This is a genomic window from Bifidobacterium miconisargentati (genome assembly GCF_019331675.1).
In the GTDB taxonomy this organism is placed as follows: domain Bacteria; phylum Actinomycetota; class Actinomycetes; order Actinomycetales; family Bifidobacteriaceae; genus Bifidobacterium; species Bifidobacterium miconisargentati.
Genome location: NZ_JAHBBJ010000007.1, coordinates 1 through 15,344 on the forward strand (window position 1 = coordinate 1; position 15,344 = coordinate 15,344).

The window sequence follows — 15,344 nt, forward strand, 5'->3', positions numbered from 1 at the left end:
ATCCGCATGGCCTACGGCTTCCACCACGTCACCAACCTCATCAGCCTCGTCATGCTCAGATGCGGCGGACTCAACATCCAACTACCAACACCAGCAACCTAACCCACGAAAACAGCAGAAGCCTCTCATTTTTTCTCCCTAATCGCTGCGTCGGTTACGCATCAATCCGGGCACGATGCCGCGTTTGATCCCAACCGGGGAAGTCCAATCGAAAAATCGGTTACGATTGGGTATTGACTTTTTCCGCAACTCGGTATATGGACAGCGAAACGTAAAAGACATACCGCGACGCTACGCTGTCAACAGCAACTTAGAGGAAGAGGCACGTTGTGAGCGCGCCCATAACCAATTGAGGTGATTTCGGTGACATTCAAAGCCCCGCTTGATCTCACGGTCCATGCTCCGGACGGCATGTATGACCCCTCCAACGAGCATGACGCCTGTGGTGTGGGTATGGTCACCACCCTGAATAAGCGCCCCGAACGCAAGATCGTCACCGACGCCATCGATGTGCTGGTCAACCTCGACCACCGTGGTGCCGTGGGTGCCGAGGAGAACACGGGCGACGGTGCCGGCATCCTGATGAGCATGCCGGACGAGTTCATGCGCGCCACCGTCCCGGCTGACCTGCCGGAAGCCGGCCACTACGCCGCCGGCATCGCGTTCCTCGACCGTGACATCGAGACCTCTGGCCAGCAGGAGCAGGCCATCGCCAACATCGTGCGCGAGGAGGGCCTTGAAGTGCTCGCTTGGCGCGTGGTGCCCACCAACCCGGACGGCCTCGGCCTGCAGGCCCTCGCCGCCATGCCGGGCTTCAAGACCCTCGTGGTCGCCTCCCCGGACGGCTCGCTCGGCGGCCTCGAACTCGACCGCAAGACCTTCCGCATCCGCAAGCGCGTTGAGCATGAGGTGGGCGTCTACTTCGCCTCCCTGTCCGCCCGTACCATCACGTACAAGGGCATGCTCACCACCATGCAGCTCACCCACTTCTTCGAGGACCTGAACGACGAGCGCATGAAGGCCACCGTGGCCATCGTCCACTCCCGCTTCTCCACCAACACGTTCCCGAGCTGGCCGCTGGCCCAGCCGTTCCGCCTGCTGGCGCACAACGGCGAGATCAACACCATCCAGGGCAACCGCAACTGGCTGTCCGCCCGTGAGGGCCGCCTGAGCTCCGAACTGCTCGGCGAGTTCAAGCCGCTGCTGCCGATCACCACTCCGGGATATTCGGATTCCGGCACCTTCGACGAGTGCCTCGAACTGCTGCACCTCGCCGGCCGCTCCCTGCCGCATGCCATCTGCATGATGCTGCCGCCGGCATGGGAGAAGAACCCGGACCTCGACCCGGACGTGCGCGCCTTCTACGAGTACAACAACACGCTCATCGAGCCGTGGGACGGCCCGGCCGACATCGTCTTCACCGACGGCACCCAGGTGGGCGCCCTGCTCGACCGCAACGGCTTCCGCCCCGGCCGTTGGCAGCTCACGGACGACGGCTACATCGTGCTGGCCTCCGAGGCCGGCGTGATCCCGGAGATCGCCCAGGAGCACATCGTGTCCAAGGGCCGTCTGGAGCCGGGCAAGATGTTCCTCGTGGACACCGCCGAAGGCCGCATCATCCCGGACGAGGAGATCAAGAAGAGCCTCGCCTCCCAGCACCCGTACCGCAAGTGGGTCGAGGGCAACTCCGTGGAGCTCTCCGACCTGCCCAAGCGCGAGCACGTCAACCACTCCGGCCAGTCCGTCCAGCGCCGCCAGCGCGCCTTCGGCTACACCGAGGAGGACCTCAAGCTCCTGCTCACCCCGATGGCCAACACCGGCAAGGAACCGCTGGGCTCCATGGGCAACGACACCCCGCTGCCGGCCCTCTCCAGCCGCAGCCGCATGCTCTTCGACTACTTCACCCAGAAGTTCGCACAGGTCACCAACCCGCCGCTGGACTGGGAGCGTGAGGAGATCGTCACCTCCCTCGAATCCGCCATCGGCCCCGAGCCGAACCTGCTGGCCGATTCCGAGCTGCACGCCAAGAAGATCCTCATCCCGCTGCCCGTGGTCAACTCCGACGAGATGGCCCAGCTCAAGCGCCTCGACCGCGCCCGCGTGCTCGGCGACTACTACCGCCCGTACGTGGTCAAGGGCCTCTACCAGGTCGCCGGTGGCGGCAAGGCGCTGAAGGAGCGTCTGGATGAGATCTTCGCCGAGGTGGACGAGGCCATCGAAGCCGGCAAGAACTTCCTCGTGCTCTCCGACCGTGATTCCAACCACACTTGGGGCCCGATCCCGTCCCTGTTGCTCACCTCCGCCGTCCAGCATCACCTGCTGCGTCGCCACACCCGCACCCAGATCTCGATGGTCGTGGAGGCTGGCGACGTGCGCGAGATTCACCACGTGGCACTGCTCATCGCCTACGGTGCCGCATGCGTGAACCCGTACCTGGCGTTCGAATCCGTGGAAAACCTGGCCCGCACCGGCTACCTCAAGGTCGACGCGGACACCGCCGTGAAGAACCTCACCAAGGCCCTCTCCACCGGCGTGCTCAAGATCATGTCCAAGATGGGCGTCTCCACCATCATGAGCTACCGCGGCGCCCAGCTGTTCGAGGCCGTGGGCCTCAACCAGCAGGTCGTGGACGAATACTTCACCGGCACCACCTCCCGCGTAGGCGGCGTGGGCCTCGACGAGATCGCCGAGGAAGTGGCCATCCGCCACCGCGTGGCCTACCCGAACCAGTGGACCGCGGCCCCGCACCGCAACCTGCGCACCGGCGGCGACTACAAGTGGCGTCGCACCGGCGAGGACCACCTCAACGACCCGGAGGCCATCTTCCTGCTCCAGCAGTCGACCCAGCGCGGCGACTACCAGATGTTCAAGAAGTACTCGCACCACATCAACGACACGTCGAACCGACTCATGACCCTGCGTGGCCTGATGAAGTTCAACTCCAACCGCAAGCCCATCGACATCTCCGAGGTCGAGCCGGCCTCCGAGATCGTCAAGCGCTTCTCCACCGGCGCCATGAGCTACGGCTCCATCTCCCAGGAAGCCCACGAGACGCTCGCCCTGGCCATGAACTCCATCGGCGCGCGCTCCAACTCCGGCGAGGGCGGCGAGTCCGAGGACCGCATCAACGACCCGCAGCGCTACAGCCGCATCAAGCAGATCGCATCCGCCCGCTTCGGCGTGACCTCCGACTACCTGGTGCACGCCACCGACCTGCAGATCAAGCTCGCCCAGGGCGCCAAGCCCGGCGAGGGAGGTCACCTGCCCGGCGCCAAGGTCCCGCCGTGGATCGCCAAGGTCCGCCACGCCACCCCGGGCGTGGAGCTCATCTCCCCGCCGCCGCACCACGACATCTACTCCATCGAGGATCTCAAGCAGCTGATCAACGATGCGAAGATGGCGAACCCGAAGGCCCGCATCCACGTCAAGCTCGTATCCGAGTTCGGCGTGGGCACCATCGCGGCCGGCGTGGCCAAGTGCCATGCGGACGTGGTGCTCATCTCCGGCTACGACGGCGGTACGGGCGCAGCCCCGCTCAACGCCATCAAGCACGCCGGCACCCCGTGGGAGATCGGCCTGTCCGAGACCCAGCAGACGCTGATCCTCAACGGTCTGCGCTCCCGCATCGTCGTCCAGTGCGACGGCGAGCTCAAGACCGGCCGCGACGTGGTCATCGCCGCCCTGCTCGGCGCCGAGGAATTCGGCTTCGCCACCGCGGCGCTGATCGTCGAGGGCTGCGTCATGATGCGCGCATGCCAGAAGAACACCTGCCCGCAGGGCATCGCCACCCAGGATCCGGAGCTGCGCGCCCGCTTCCGCGGCAAGCCCGAGCATGTGGTCAACTTCTTCATGTTCATCGCCGAGGAAGTGCGCGAGATTCTCGCCCAGCTCGGTTTCAAGACGCTCGAGGAGGCCATCGGCCACGTCGAGTGCCTGGACCAGAACGAGGCCATCAAGCGCTGGAAGTCCGACGGCATCGACCTGACGAACGTGCTCAAGCAGGCCGGCCCGGTGCCGGGCACCATCCTGCACCAGACCATCGAGCAGAACCACGAGCTCGAGAAGGCGCTGGACAACAAGCTCATCGAGCTCGCCCAGCCCGCGCTCGACCACAAGGAGCCCGTGCGCATCGAAATGCCGATCCGCAACGTCAACCGCACGGTCGGCACCATGGTCGGTTACGAGATCACCCGCCGCTACGGCGAGGAGGGCCTGCCGGACGACACCATCGACATGACCCTGCACGGCTCCGGCGGCCAGTCCATCGGCGCGTTCATCCCGCGCGGCGAGACCATGCGCATCTACGGCGAAGTCAACGACTACGCCGGCAAGGGCCTGTCCGGCGGCCGCATGATCGTGCGCCCGGAGGACAACGTCACCTTCGACAAGCACGAGAACGTCATCGCCGGCAATGTGACCGGCTTCGGCGCCACCTCCGGCCAGATGTTCGTGGCCGGCCGCGCGGGCGAACGCTTCGCCGTACGCAACTCCGGCGCCACGTTCGTGGTGGAGGGCGTGGGCGACCACGGCTGCGAGTATATGACCGGCGGCACCGTGGTGGTGCTCGGCCCCACCGGACGCAACTTCGGTGCGGGCTTCTCCGGCGGCAACACCTACGTGCTCGACCTCGACATGAAGAAGGTCAACCCGGGCGCCATCAAGTCCGGCTCGCTGCTCTTCAAGTCCCTGGATGCCGACACCGCCAAGCTGGTGTACGGCCTGATCAAGCAGCACGCGGAGGAGACCGGATCCCAGTTCGCCGCCGCCCTGCTTGAGGACTGGTCCAACACGGTCAAGCGCTTCACGCACGTGGTGCCGAAGCAGTACCTGGCCATGACCAAGGCCATGGAAGACGCCAAGGCCAACAATATCGATTTCAATTCGCCCGGAGCCTGGGAAGAGGTTTACGAGCACGTTACGGAAGGAGTGCGCTGACATGGGCGACCCGAGAGGATTCCTGAAGGTCCGTACCCGCCGCGAGCTGGCCGAACGCCCCGTCGAGGAACGCATCAAGGACTGGTTCGACGTGCACGCCGAATCCGGCCTGCAGCCCTGGACCAAGGAGCAGGCGGCCCGCTGCATGGACTGCGGCACCCCGTTCTGCATGACCGGCTGCCCGTTGGGCAATGTCATCCCGGAGTGGAACGACCTGGTACGCCAGGGCAAGTGGGAGGATGCGTACAACCGTCTGTCGCAGACCTCCAACTTCCCGGAGTTCACCGGCCGCATCTGCCCGGCCCTGTGCGAGCAGGCCTGCGTGCTCGGCATCCACCAGCCGCCGACCATGATTAAGAACGATGAGGTCACCATCATCGACCAGGCCTGGGAGCTCGGCTACGTCAAGCCCCTGCCGCCGCAGCGTCTGACTGACCAGACCGTGGCCGTGGTGGGTTCCGGTCCCGCCGGCCTCGCCGCCGCTCAGCAGCTCACTCGCGCCGGCCACACCGTGGTCGTCTACGAGAAGGACGACGCCATCGGCGGCCTCATGCGCTATGGCATCCCGAACTTCAAGCTCGAGAAGGGCCTGATCGACCGCCGTGTCAAGCAGATGGAGGCCGAAGGCACCCGCTTCTACACGAACGTCGAGATCGGCAAGGACATCTCTTGGGATGACCTGCGCGATCGCTACGACGCCGTCGTGGTGGCCATCGGCTCCCGCGTGCCGCGCGACATGAAGATCCCCGGCCGCGAGCTCGACGGCATCCACTTCGCCCTCGACTTCCTGCCGGACGCCACCCGTCGCGTCTTCGGCGTCAAGCCCGTCAACGACATCACCGCCAAGGACAAGCACGTCATCGTCATCGGCGGCGGCGATACCGGTTCCGACTGCCTCGGTACCTCCATCCGCCAGGGTGCGAAGGACGTGACCGTGCTGCAGATCATGCCGAAGGAGCCCGAGACCCGTCCGGCCAACCAGCCGTGGCCGACCTTCGCCCGCACCTACCAGAAGACCACGTCCATGGCCGAGGGCGGCACCTACCTGTACAGCACCGACTCCGTGAACTTCATCGGTTCCGAAGAGGAGCAGGCCAAGGTCAAGATCGAGAACTCCACCACCGCCGAAGGCTTCGTGGCGGACGAGCACGGTCACGTGACCGGCCTCAAGGTGGTCTCCGTGGCCCCCGGCGAGGATGGCCCGTTCACCCGCCAGCCCGGTACCGAGCGCGTGCTGCCCGCCGACCTGGTGCTCATCTCCGTGGGCTTCCTGCACCCGGACACCACCACACTGCTCGACCAGCTGCCCGTGGAACTCGACAAGCGCGGCAACATCGCCCGCAACGACAACTACGCCACCAGCCAGGACGGCGTGTTCGTGTGTGGCGACGCCGGCCGTGGCCAGAGCCTCGTGGTGTGGGCCATCGCCGAAGGCCGCTCCTGCGCGGCCGCCGTGGACGAGTACCTCTCCAGCGAGAAGACCAGCGAGCTGCCCGCCCCGATCAAGGCCAGCGCCCGCCCGATGATGCTGCCCCGCTGATACGGGCTGATACGGTCCGCAGATTCGTCTTCCACTAGCTCCCCTTCCTTCCCGGAAGGGGAGCTTTTGTTGTCGGAGACCTTGGCTCCCCTTGTCAGGGGAGCTGTCGGCGAAGCCGACTGAGGGGTAGTAGCTGAGCGGCCCTGATCGCGGGAACGCTGCATCACCCGGAACCGGCGCTAAGTATGCGGCTGGACCATGCTCCCGCATACTTAGTGTCACTTTTGCGTTCCTAACCGACACTATGTATGCGGGGCCTTCGTTCAGCCGCATACATAGTGTCGTTTTGCGTGCGCGCACGGTACCATGGAGTCATAGGAAAGGCGGTACGCAATGAAGCGCACGCAACCAGCCGTATTGGCGGCCATCATCGTTCTTGCTGCATTGCTCGGAATCAGCACGCTGATGTGGGATGCGGGCCGGATTCCTTCGCGTTTTGCCGAGAGCTCCCACGCGAACCAGACCGGTCAATCGCAGGAAATCGCGCCCGGCGGAGACCAATCCGGGACAAAACAGGCCGTCCCTGAACCCGCGTCACTGCACGATCCCAAGGAACTCGCCGGACTCAACGCAGGCGTGGATGACTCCTATCCCGGCGACGACTGGTTCTGTAATGCGGCCGGCGAAAAAGCGGGTGCGTCGTCGGAATGCGTGGACCGGGAAGTACAGACCGAGCCGAGCACCGCCCGCGTGATGCTTGACGTGCCGCAGCGTGTGCAGGAGACCGGCTACTGGTGCGTGCCGGGTGCCCTGCAGATGGTGCTGGCCTACAAGGGAATCGACGCGGACCAGACCACGCTGGCCGAACGCATGAACACCAAGCCGGTGACCGGCACGGAATACGTGGATCTGGCGCGCGTGGCCAACGCCTATCTGTTCGGAGATGAGACCGCGACGCCTTCCGGCGCGGGATATCGCGTGCAGACCATCGCCATAGGGGATAGGGACCCGTCCGTCGCACAGACGTTCGCCGATCGCGTGAAGGCCGATCTCGCCGACGACTATCCGGTGTTCGCCGCCGTGGACGTCCACGTGCTCTACCCATGGTTCGGCCATGGCAACCATGTGGTGGTCGTCATGGGCTACGACACCGACGAGAACGGGACGATCACGCAATACCACATCCTCGACCCGTCCTACAACATGCAGGATCCCGTCCATGCGGGCCACAAGGTCGTGGATGCGGCCACCATGATGAGCGCCATCGTGGATAACGAGGAGCCCGCCTACGTGTGGTGAGGCGGGCGAAACGGGCGTACGAGGGATTCTCCGGCATCCGTTTCCTGCTCCGCATGTCCGTCTGCAAGTTCACCGCGCCACTCTGAGCACGTCTGTATTTCGGAATATGCATACATAGTTAACAAACGGCTCCTAAAGTATCAGCCCGTTGTCAAAAAGACGGCACATCTACTTTGGGAGAGGTTCATGAAGAATCGTCACATCACGACGCTAGTCGCGGCGGGCGCCGCGCTCGTCATGCTGCTCAGCGGCTGCGGATCGACCGGCACATCCAACGACGCCGGCAGCACCGCGGGCTCCAACATCATTTCCGTGTACGGCAGCGAGCCGGCACATCCGCTGTTCCCCGGCGCGGTCACCGAGGCCGGCGGCGGCAAGGTGGTCGACCAGCTGTTCGCCGGCCTGGTCACCTACGACGCCAAGGGCGGCATCCACAACGAGGTCGCCGACAGCATCACCTCCAGCGACAACGCCACCCACTACGTCATCAAGATCAAGAAGGGCTGGAAGTTCACCGATGGCACGCCGGTGACCGCCCACTCCTTCGTGGACGCCTGGAACTACACGGCCAACAGCGCCAACAAGCAGGGCAGCGCCAGCTTCTTCAGCACCATCGAGGGCTACGACGACCTGCAGAAGTCGGACGTGGACCCCAGCGCCACGCTCTCCGGCCTCAAGGTCGTGGACGACTACACCATCGACGTGAAGCTGAGCCAGCCCGACTCGGCGTTCCCGGTCAAGGCCGGCAGCCACGCCTACATGCCGCTGCCCGAATCCGCGTTCAAGAACCCGAAGAAGTACGGCGAGAACCCGGTGGGCAACGGCCCGTACAAGTTCGTCTCCTGGACGCACAACCGCAGCATCAAGATGGTCAAGAACCCCGACTACAAGGGCAACCGCGTCGCCAAGAACGACGGTCTTGACTTCATGATCTACACGTCGCCCGATTCCGCCTACGCCGACCTGCGCGGCGGCAACCTCGACTTCACGCACGCGATCCCCGCCACCGCGCTGAAGACCTTCCAGTCGGACAAGACCATCAAGGCGTACAACCAGCCCGGCGGCAACACGCTGACCTTCACCATTCCCGAATGGCTTGAGCACTTCGGCCAGAACGAGGAAGGCAACCTGCGTCGTCAGGCCATCTCCATGTCCATCGACCGTAAGACCATCGCCGAGAAGATCTTCAACAACACCTCCACGCCGGCCGTGGACTTCCTCGCCGCTCCGATCAGCGCCTACTCCAAGAATCTCAAGGGCAACGAGGTGCTCCAGTACAACCCGACCAAGGCCAAGGAGCTGTGGGCCAAGGCCAACGCCATCTCCCCGTGGAGCGGCGATTTCAAGATCGCCTACAACGCCGACGGCAACGCCAAGGGCTGGGTCGAGGCCGTGTGCAACTACGTCAAGAACACGCTCGGCATCAAGGCCGAGGGCGCCCCGATGTCCACCTCCGACGAGTTCCTGTCCAACGTGGACTCCGGCAAGATGACCACCGCCTACCGCAGCGGCTGGGGCCCCGACTACCCGTCCGCCGACAACTACCTGGTGCAGCTGTACGCCTCCAGCTCCGCCGACGGCAAGGGCGCGAACTCCGGCAACTACAAGAACCCCGAGTTCGACGCGCTCATGGACAAGGCCCTCTCCGCGCCCTCCACCGAGGAAGCGGACAAGTACTACCAGCAGGGCGAGGAGATCCTGCTGCAGGACCTGCCGGCCATCCCGCTGTGGAACCAGAACGCCACTGCCGTGAGCACCACCAGCGTCTCCGGAGTCGAATTCGACTACGGTGGCGGCCCGGTGTTCACCGAACTGACCAAGAAGTGATAATGCGATATCGGTGATATCGCGAGCGACGTTCGCTGTGCCGCGTCCGTCGGTGCCGGTCGGATACCGTCCGGTCCGGTACCATGGATGAGGCTTGAGACGAACGTCCGTCGACGCCCGCCGGCCCTATGTGACCGGCGGGCGTTTTGCCGTGAACTGGCCCGTACGCACCGTACGTACCGTGCGATTCGTACGAGCCATACGATTCGCGCGAGTCGGTTCGCGGCGGAACATCGCGGGACAGTCGTACTTATCAGGACAACGGCGCCCCGGATAGGGGAGCCAAGGACATAGAACAACAGGAGCACAAGCACATCATGGAATTCACCGCAGCCGGCACCACCGTGCGATTCGACGAGCGGACGGGGCAGTTCGCGTTCCAGCGTAACGGCGCCGAATGGAACACCGTCATCGATGACGGAACCCATGGCACCGAGACATCCGCCGACGCCGGGACCATCACCGCACAGCCGCGACTGGAGACCAAGCAGGGCACGTTCACGTTCACGGACGCCGTCGCCATCACCCACGAAAGCCGCGAGACCGGCACCGGCGTCGGCGTACGCAGCGTGTACACCGGCTTCGGCCACAGCGCCTACTCGTTCGCCACCTACGTGTGGATCGAGCGCGCCTCCGGCGACCTGCTGTTCGAATGGATCCCGCTCAACGAAAGCGGACTGGACGTCACCAAAGTGGTCTGGCCCGCCGAAATGGCGTTCGACCGCGCCGAAAGCCACGACGTGACCCTCATCACCCACGAGCAGGGCGTCATGATCCCCAACACCTGGCCCACGGCGGTCGCCACCAAGGACATCGCCTTCGAAGGCCGCTTCGAGACCGCCGGCGGCTACATGCCCTGGTTCGCCCAGCTGCGCGCGGATGGCCACGCCTACATCGCCATCTGCGAGACCCCGTGGAACGCCGGCTACGGCATCGACCATCCTGCGGACGGCCCCTACACGCACGTCGGCACCTGGTTCGACCCGAGCCTGGGCACGATGGACTACCGCCGCGTGGTGCGCTACCGCTTCCTCGACCACGCCGATCACAACGCCGTCTGCAAGTCCTATCGCGCCTACGTCAATGAACGCGGACGCCTGCGCACCCTCGCCGAGAAGGCCGCGCGCAACCCCTCCGTGCACGACCTCATCGGCCGCTCCTGGGTGCACGTCGGCATCAAGACCAAGGTCCAGCCGGATTCCTACTACTACGACAAGGACCATCCGGAGAAGAACGGCTCACTCGTCACCTTCGCGCAGCGCGTCAAGCAGATGCGCACGCTGCACGAGATGGGCGCCGGCCGCCTGTACATGCACCTGGACGGTTGGGCGCAGCCCGGATACGACAACGAGCACCCCGACTACCTGCCCGCATGCCAGGAGGCCGGCGGCTGGGAAGGCATGAAGAAGCTGGTCGACACCTGCCACGAGCAGGGCGACATCTTCGGCACGCACGACCAGTACCGCGACTACTACTTCACCGCCAAGACCTTCGACACCAACAACGCCATCCGCCTGGCGGACGGCACCATGCCCGAGCACGCGCGCTGGGCCGGCGGCCACCAGACCTACCTGTGCGCCGAACTCGCGCCGGACTACGTGCGCCGCAACTTCGCCGAGATCGCCGCGCACGGCATCAGGCTCGACTGCGCGTATCTCGACGTGTTCACCTGCAACGAGGGCGACGAATGCTCCAACCCCGAGCACCGCATGACCCGCCGCGAATGTTACGAGCGTCGCGCCGAATGCTTCGAATACCTGCTCTCGCACGGCATCCTGTCCTCCTCCGAGGAGGTCTCCGACTGGGCCGTGCCGAGCCTCGTGTTCTGCCATTACGCGCCCTACGACTTCCAGATGCGCTCCCCGGACGCGCCGCGCCAGGGCGTGCCCGTGCCGCTGTACAACCTCGTCTACCACGACTGCGTCATCGAGCCGTGGATGATGGACCGCGTGGTGGACGGCGACGACTACATGCTGTACGCCCTGCTCAACGGCGGCGCCCCGTACCTCATCCGTGACGCCGCGTACATCGGCGTGGACGGCGACATGGACGCCGAGCAGCGCGCCCGCACCGAGAACGAGATCGAACGCTGCCACGCGGTCGCCGCGTTCCACGAGAAGGTGGGTATGCAGGAGCTGGTGCGCCACGAATTCGTCGATGGCGACCCGCTCGTGCAGCGCTCCGTGTTCGCCGGCGGCGCGTCGGTCACCTGCGACTTCCACACGCAGACCTACCGCATCGAGGAGTCCGCCGACGGCGAAGAACGCTGATGGGCAGTGCTGCTGGCATCGCCGGCTGAACGGCTCGCGCTGAGTTCGCCGGCATGCGAGTAATATAGCCAACAGTGTTTATCCGTCTCGTAGTAGAGGAGTAGTGAGATGGCGAATCGCGCCGAGCGTCGCGCCCAGGCCAAGGCCAACCGCAGGGGAGTGCCTTCCCAGTATGATTCCACCCGCGGTCGCGGCCGTGCGGGCATGATCGACGAATACCAGCTGCAGGAGCGTTCCCGCAGGCTGCAGGACGGCGAGTCCCTGGGCCCGTGGAAGCCGAGCGCCGTGGTGGAGTCCGAGCCGGAGACCGTGCTGAACACCAACCCGGATTACACGAATCCGAAGATGTTCAAGGCACCGCACTCCGTGCGCCAGTGGTTCCGCGTGGGCAGCTGGACGCTCATCGCGCTGGCCATCATCGCGTTCTTCGTGGTCATGTGGCTGCCGAGCCACCCGATGTGGCTGATCGCCACCGTGTCCGGCGTGTTCATCGTGGGTGTGGTGAGCCTGTTCTTCACCGCCGGCGATTCCAAGCACAACCCGAACCTGGACCAGAACGGCACCGCCGTCTGATTCGTTTCGATGCCGAGACGCCGTGTCTTGCGGCACATACGTAAGGGTTGGTGGGTTGCTCCTCGTACGGGAGCAACCCACCAACCCTTATTCGTTGTCCGCTGTTCGATGGCGATGAGCCATTCCGCGGCGTTTCCCGCCGGCACAGTGCGTACAGTGCCGGCCGGACCTTGTCGGTTCGTCTACTGAAGGAAGTGCAATGTCGGGGGCACGGTTTCGGTCAGTGGGTCACCGGCGGCGCGATCGGTATTGGGATAGGTGATCTTCACCGCCGCGATCTTTTCGTCCGTCACGATTTCGCGGATGTAATAGATGGTGTCGTCCTTCTCATAACTCAGGTACACGGACTGGCCGGCCACCAGCTCGAATGCCGGATCGGCGCCGGCGTTCTCCTTGAGGAAGTCCAGCTCGTCCTGCGGCGAATGGAACAGGGCGTTGTACTGGCCCCAAACGGCGATCTGCACGCCGGAATCAGGATCGGAGAATTTCACGCCGTCACCGTTGTCCGGTTCCGGGCCGCGGTCATAGCTCGCCGGAACGTCCACGGCATAGGCGAAGCGCCCGTTGGAGTACGTGGCGGTGCCGGCGTCCGTGACTTTCTTGTCTTTGCTGTTTTTCGTTTCCGATTGGCCGTCGGAGTCGGTGCCGGACTTCCTCTTTGTGCCAGTCGAATCCTTGGCATCGGACTTGGTCTTGGACTTGGACTTGCCGGACTGTTTGGCATCGTCGCCGGATGATGAGGCGCCGGAATTGCCGTTGCCCGCCGAAACCGAGGTCGTCGTATCGCTCGACTGGCCGAGGCGGCCGGTGCCGTACGCCACGATGCCGACGATGCATAGCACCACTGCGACGATGGCGGCGATAAGCACGACGATGACGATCTGGGACTTCACCGTCTTGCCTGTCGCCGGGGAACCGGTTGCCGGCGACGGAGTAGTCGCGGCGGCGGACGTTCGCGATGCGTTCCCCGCACCGGCCTGGAACTGATAACCCTGCTGGGGAGCGGCCGCGGAAGTATGCGCGGGCGCGGCGGGCGGCAACGGCACCGGGCTGACCGGAATGGGGGAGGTGGGAATGCCGTCGGACGGGATGTTGTCACGCAGCGTCCTATCGGTCAGTATCCCGTTGTCATCCTGAAGAGCGCCGCACGCCTGGCAGAACGTATCGCCGGGCTGCAACGGATTACCGCAATGCAGACAGTTCATGACATGCTCCCTTCCTTTGCTTGGCTCCCACATTACACATGCATTCGCACGGGGAAGGCCTGCCGGGCGCTCCAGGTTGACGACGGGATTCGCGCGGAAGAACGCGCCGGGACGGTGGAGAGAATTCCTATGGGTCGAGTCCGGCGAGGGGACGGGCAGGGGGTCAGGGTCTCAGGGCGATTCCAGGCAGGCCGCCGGAGACCGGCAGCGTGACGTTTTCCGCAAAACGCACGTTGGAGGTTGTGCGTTTTGCCGTATGCGGTGTTTTAAAGTAGGAGGTGCTTGATTACTGACGCACGCACGAAGGAGAGCAGGCAGATGAAAGTTGATATTTTGACCCGTGAATACCCGCCGAAGGTCTACGGCGGCGCCGGCGTCCACGCCGAGGAGCTGTCCAAGGTGCTCGCCGAGCGCATCGACGTGACTGTGCGCGCGTTCGACGGCAAGCGCACCGAGGCGGACATCCCCGCCATCCCGCATGCGGACGAGGCCAAGGGCAGCCTGAAGGTCGTGGGCTACGACGTGCCGGCCGAGCTGTCCGACGCGAACGCCGCGCTGAAGACCTTCGGCGTGGACCTGCAGATCGCCAATGATGTCGACGCCGACATCATCCACGCCCACACCTGGTACGCCTGCCTGGCCGGATACCTGGCCAAGATGCTGCACGGCACCCCGCTGGTCATCACCGCCCATTCCCTGGAGCCGTTCCGCCCGTGGAAGCGCGAGCAGCTCGGTGGCGGCTACAACCTGAGCTCCTGGGCCGAGAAGGACGCCTACGAGCACGCCGACCGCGTGATCGCCGTCTCCGGCGGTATGAAGAAGGATATTCTCGCCGCCTACCCGAGCCTCGACCCGGATAAGGTGGTTGTGGTCTACAACGGCATCACCATGTCCGAGTTCGCCACTCCGGCCGACGATGATCCGGGTTGGAAGGTGTTCGAACGCTACAACATCGACCGTTCCAAGCCCACCCTGCTGTTCGTGGGCCGCATCACCCGCCAGAAGGGCCTGCCGTACCTGCTCAAGGCCCTGCACTTCGTGGACCCCGGCGTCCAGATCGTGTTGTGCGCCGGCGCTCCGGACACCCCGGAGATCATGGAGGAGGTTAAGAACTCCTTCGCCGAGCTGGACAAGGAGCGCGGCAACATCATCTGGATCGAGGAGATGCTGCCGAAGAACGAGCTGAGCGCGCTGGAGCACGGCTGCGACGCCTTCATCTGCCCGTCCATCTATGAGCCGCTGGGCATCGTGAACCTTGAGGCCATGGCCTGCGGTCTGCCCGTGGTCGCCTCCGCCACCGGCGGCATCCCCGAGGTCGTGGTGGACGGCGAAACCGGCTTCCTGGTCCCGATCGACCAGCTGCACGACGGCACTGGCACCCCCACCGATCCGGACAAGTTCGTGCACGACATGGCCGACGCCATCAACAAGATCATGGCCGATCCGGAACTGCGCAAGAAGATGGGCCAGGCCGGCTACGAGCGCGCCCGCGACGTGTTCAGCTGGGAGTCCATCGCCGACGAGACCGTCAAGGTCTACCAGTCCGTCCTCGACGAGCAGAAGAAGTAAATCCGGAAACAAATCCCGGTAGTTCCCGGATAACGGCTCCCCTCAGTCGCTCGCGCGACAGCTCCCCTCAGTGAGGGGAGCCGGTTTTCTGTATAGGTCATTGGCTCTGTTGCGTAGAGCCTTGTATGTTTACCGGCTCCCCTCGCTGAGGGGAGCTGTCTGCGTAAGCAGACTGAGGGGAGCATG

8 protein-coding genes are annotated in these 15,344 nt (G+C 64.6%); 7 read left to right on the forward strand and 1 reads right to left on the reverse strand.

What is annotated here, in order from left to right:
• Positions 1-363 precede the first annotated feature (363 nt).
• From gltB to KIH81_RS05445, 6 genes are all read left to right on the forward strand, one after another.
• Entirely contained in the window at positions 364-4,935 is a 4,572-nt protein-coding gene (gene gltB / locus KIH81_RS05420; protein ID WP_214304437.1) for a glutamate synthase large subunit, read from the forward strand.
• A 1-nt stretch (position 4,936) separates the two neighbouring features.
• Positions 4,937-6,475 carry a glutamate synthase subunit beta gene (locus tag KIH81_RS05425; protein ID WP_214304438.1) on the forward strand — a complete coding sequence of 513 codons (1,539 nt, stop codon included), beginning with the start codon at positions 4,937-4,939 and terminating at the stop codon, positions 6,473-6,475.
• A 333-nt stretch (positions 6,476-6,808) separates the two neighbouring features.
• Complete coding sequence (locus tag KIH81_RS05430) at positions 6,809-7,714, forward strand: C39 family peptidase (protein ID WP_214304439.1); 906 nt, start codon at positions 6,809-6,811, stop codon at positions 7,712-7,714.
• A gap of 186 nt (positions 7,715-7,900) precedes the next feature.
• Complete coding sequence (locus KIH81_RS05435; protein WP_214304440.1) at positions 7,901-9,541, forward strand: peptide ABC transporter substrate-binding protein; 1,641 nt, start codon at positions 7,901-7,903, stop codon at positions 9,539-9,541.
• 317 nt (positions 9,542-9,858) lie between these two features.
• Positions 9,859-11,811: a DUF5696 domain-containing protein gene (locus tag KIH81_RS05440; RefSeq protein WP_214304441.1), complete on the forward strand. Its 1,953-nt coding sequence runs from the start codon at positions 9,859-9,861 to the stop codon at positions 11,809-11,811.
• 108 nt (positions 11,812-11,919) lie between these two features.
• On the forward strand, positions 11,920-12,384 hold the full coding sequence (locus tag KIH81_RS05445) for a tripartite tricarboxylate transporter TctB family protein (RefSeq protein ID WP_214304442.1): 465 nt from the start codon (positions 11,920-11,922) through the stop codon (positions 12,382-12,384).
• 182 nt (positions 12,385-12,566) lie between these two features.
• Here the strand turns inward: KIH81_RS05445 and KIH81_RS05450 are convergent, their stop codons facing one another.
• A complete protein-coding gene (locus KIH81_RS05450) occupies positions 12,567-13,589 on the reverse strand; it encodes a zinc ribbon domain-containing protein (RefSeq protein ID WP_214304443.1) in 1,023 nt (340 codons plus the stop codon).
• Between the two features lie 318 nt (positions 13,590-13,907).
• Here KIH81_RS05450 and glgA point away from each other — a divergent pair, with 318 nt between their 5' ends.
• Complete coding sequence (gene glgA, locus KIH81_RS05455; protein WP_214304444.1) at positions 13,908-15,158, forward strand: glycogen synthase; 1,251 nt, start codon at positions 13,908-13,910, stop codon at positions 15,156-15,158.
• Positions 15,159-15,344: the final 186 nt, after the last annotated feature.

Coding starts and splice junctions, on each gene's coding strand:
- KIH81_RS05425 (WP_214304438.1), top strand. CDS start 4,937: ATGGGCGACCCGAGAGGATTCCTGAAGGTCCGTACCCGCCGCGAGCTG.
- KIH81_RS05430 (WP_214304439.1), top strand. CDS start 6,809: ATGAAGCGCACGCAACCAGCCGTATTGGCGGCCATCATCGTTCTTGCT.
- KIH81_RS05435 (WP_214304440.1), top strand. CDS start 7,901: ATGAAGAATCGTCACATCACGACGCTAGTCGCGGCGGGCGCCGCGCTC.
- KIH81_RS05440 (WP_214304441.1), top strand. CDS start 9,859: ATGGAATTCACCGCAGCCGGCACCACCGTGCGATTCGACGAGCGGACG.
- KIH81_RS05445 (WP_214304442.1), top strand. CDS start 11,920: ATGGCGAATCGCGCCGAGCGTCGCGCCCAGGCCAAGGCCAACCGCAGG.
- KIH81_RS05450 (WP_214304443.1), bottom strand. CDS start 13,589: ATGAACTGTCTGCATTGCGGTAATCCGTTGCAGCCCGGCGATACGTTC.
- glgA (WP_214304444.1), top strand. CDS start 13,908: ATGAAAGTTGATATTTTGACCCGTGAATACCCGCCGAAGGTCTACGGC.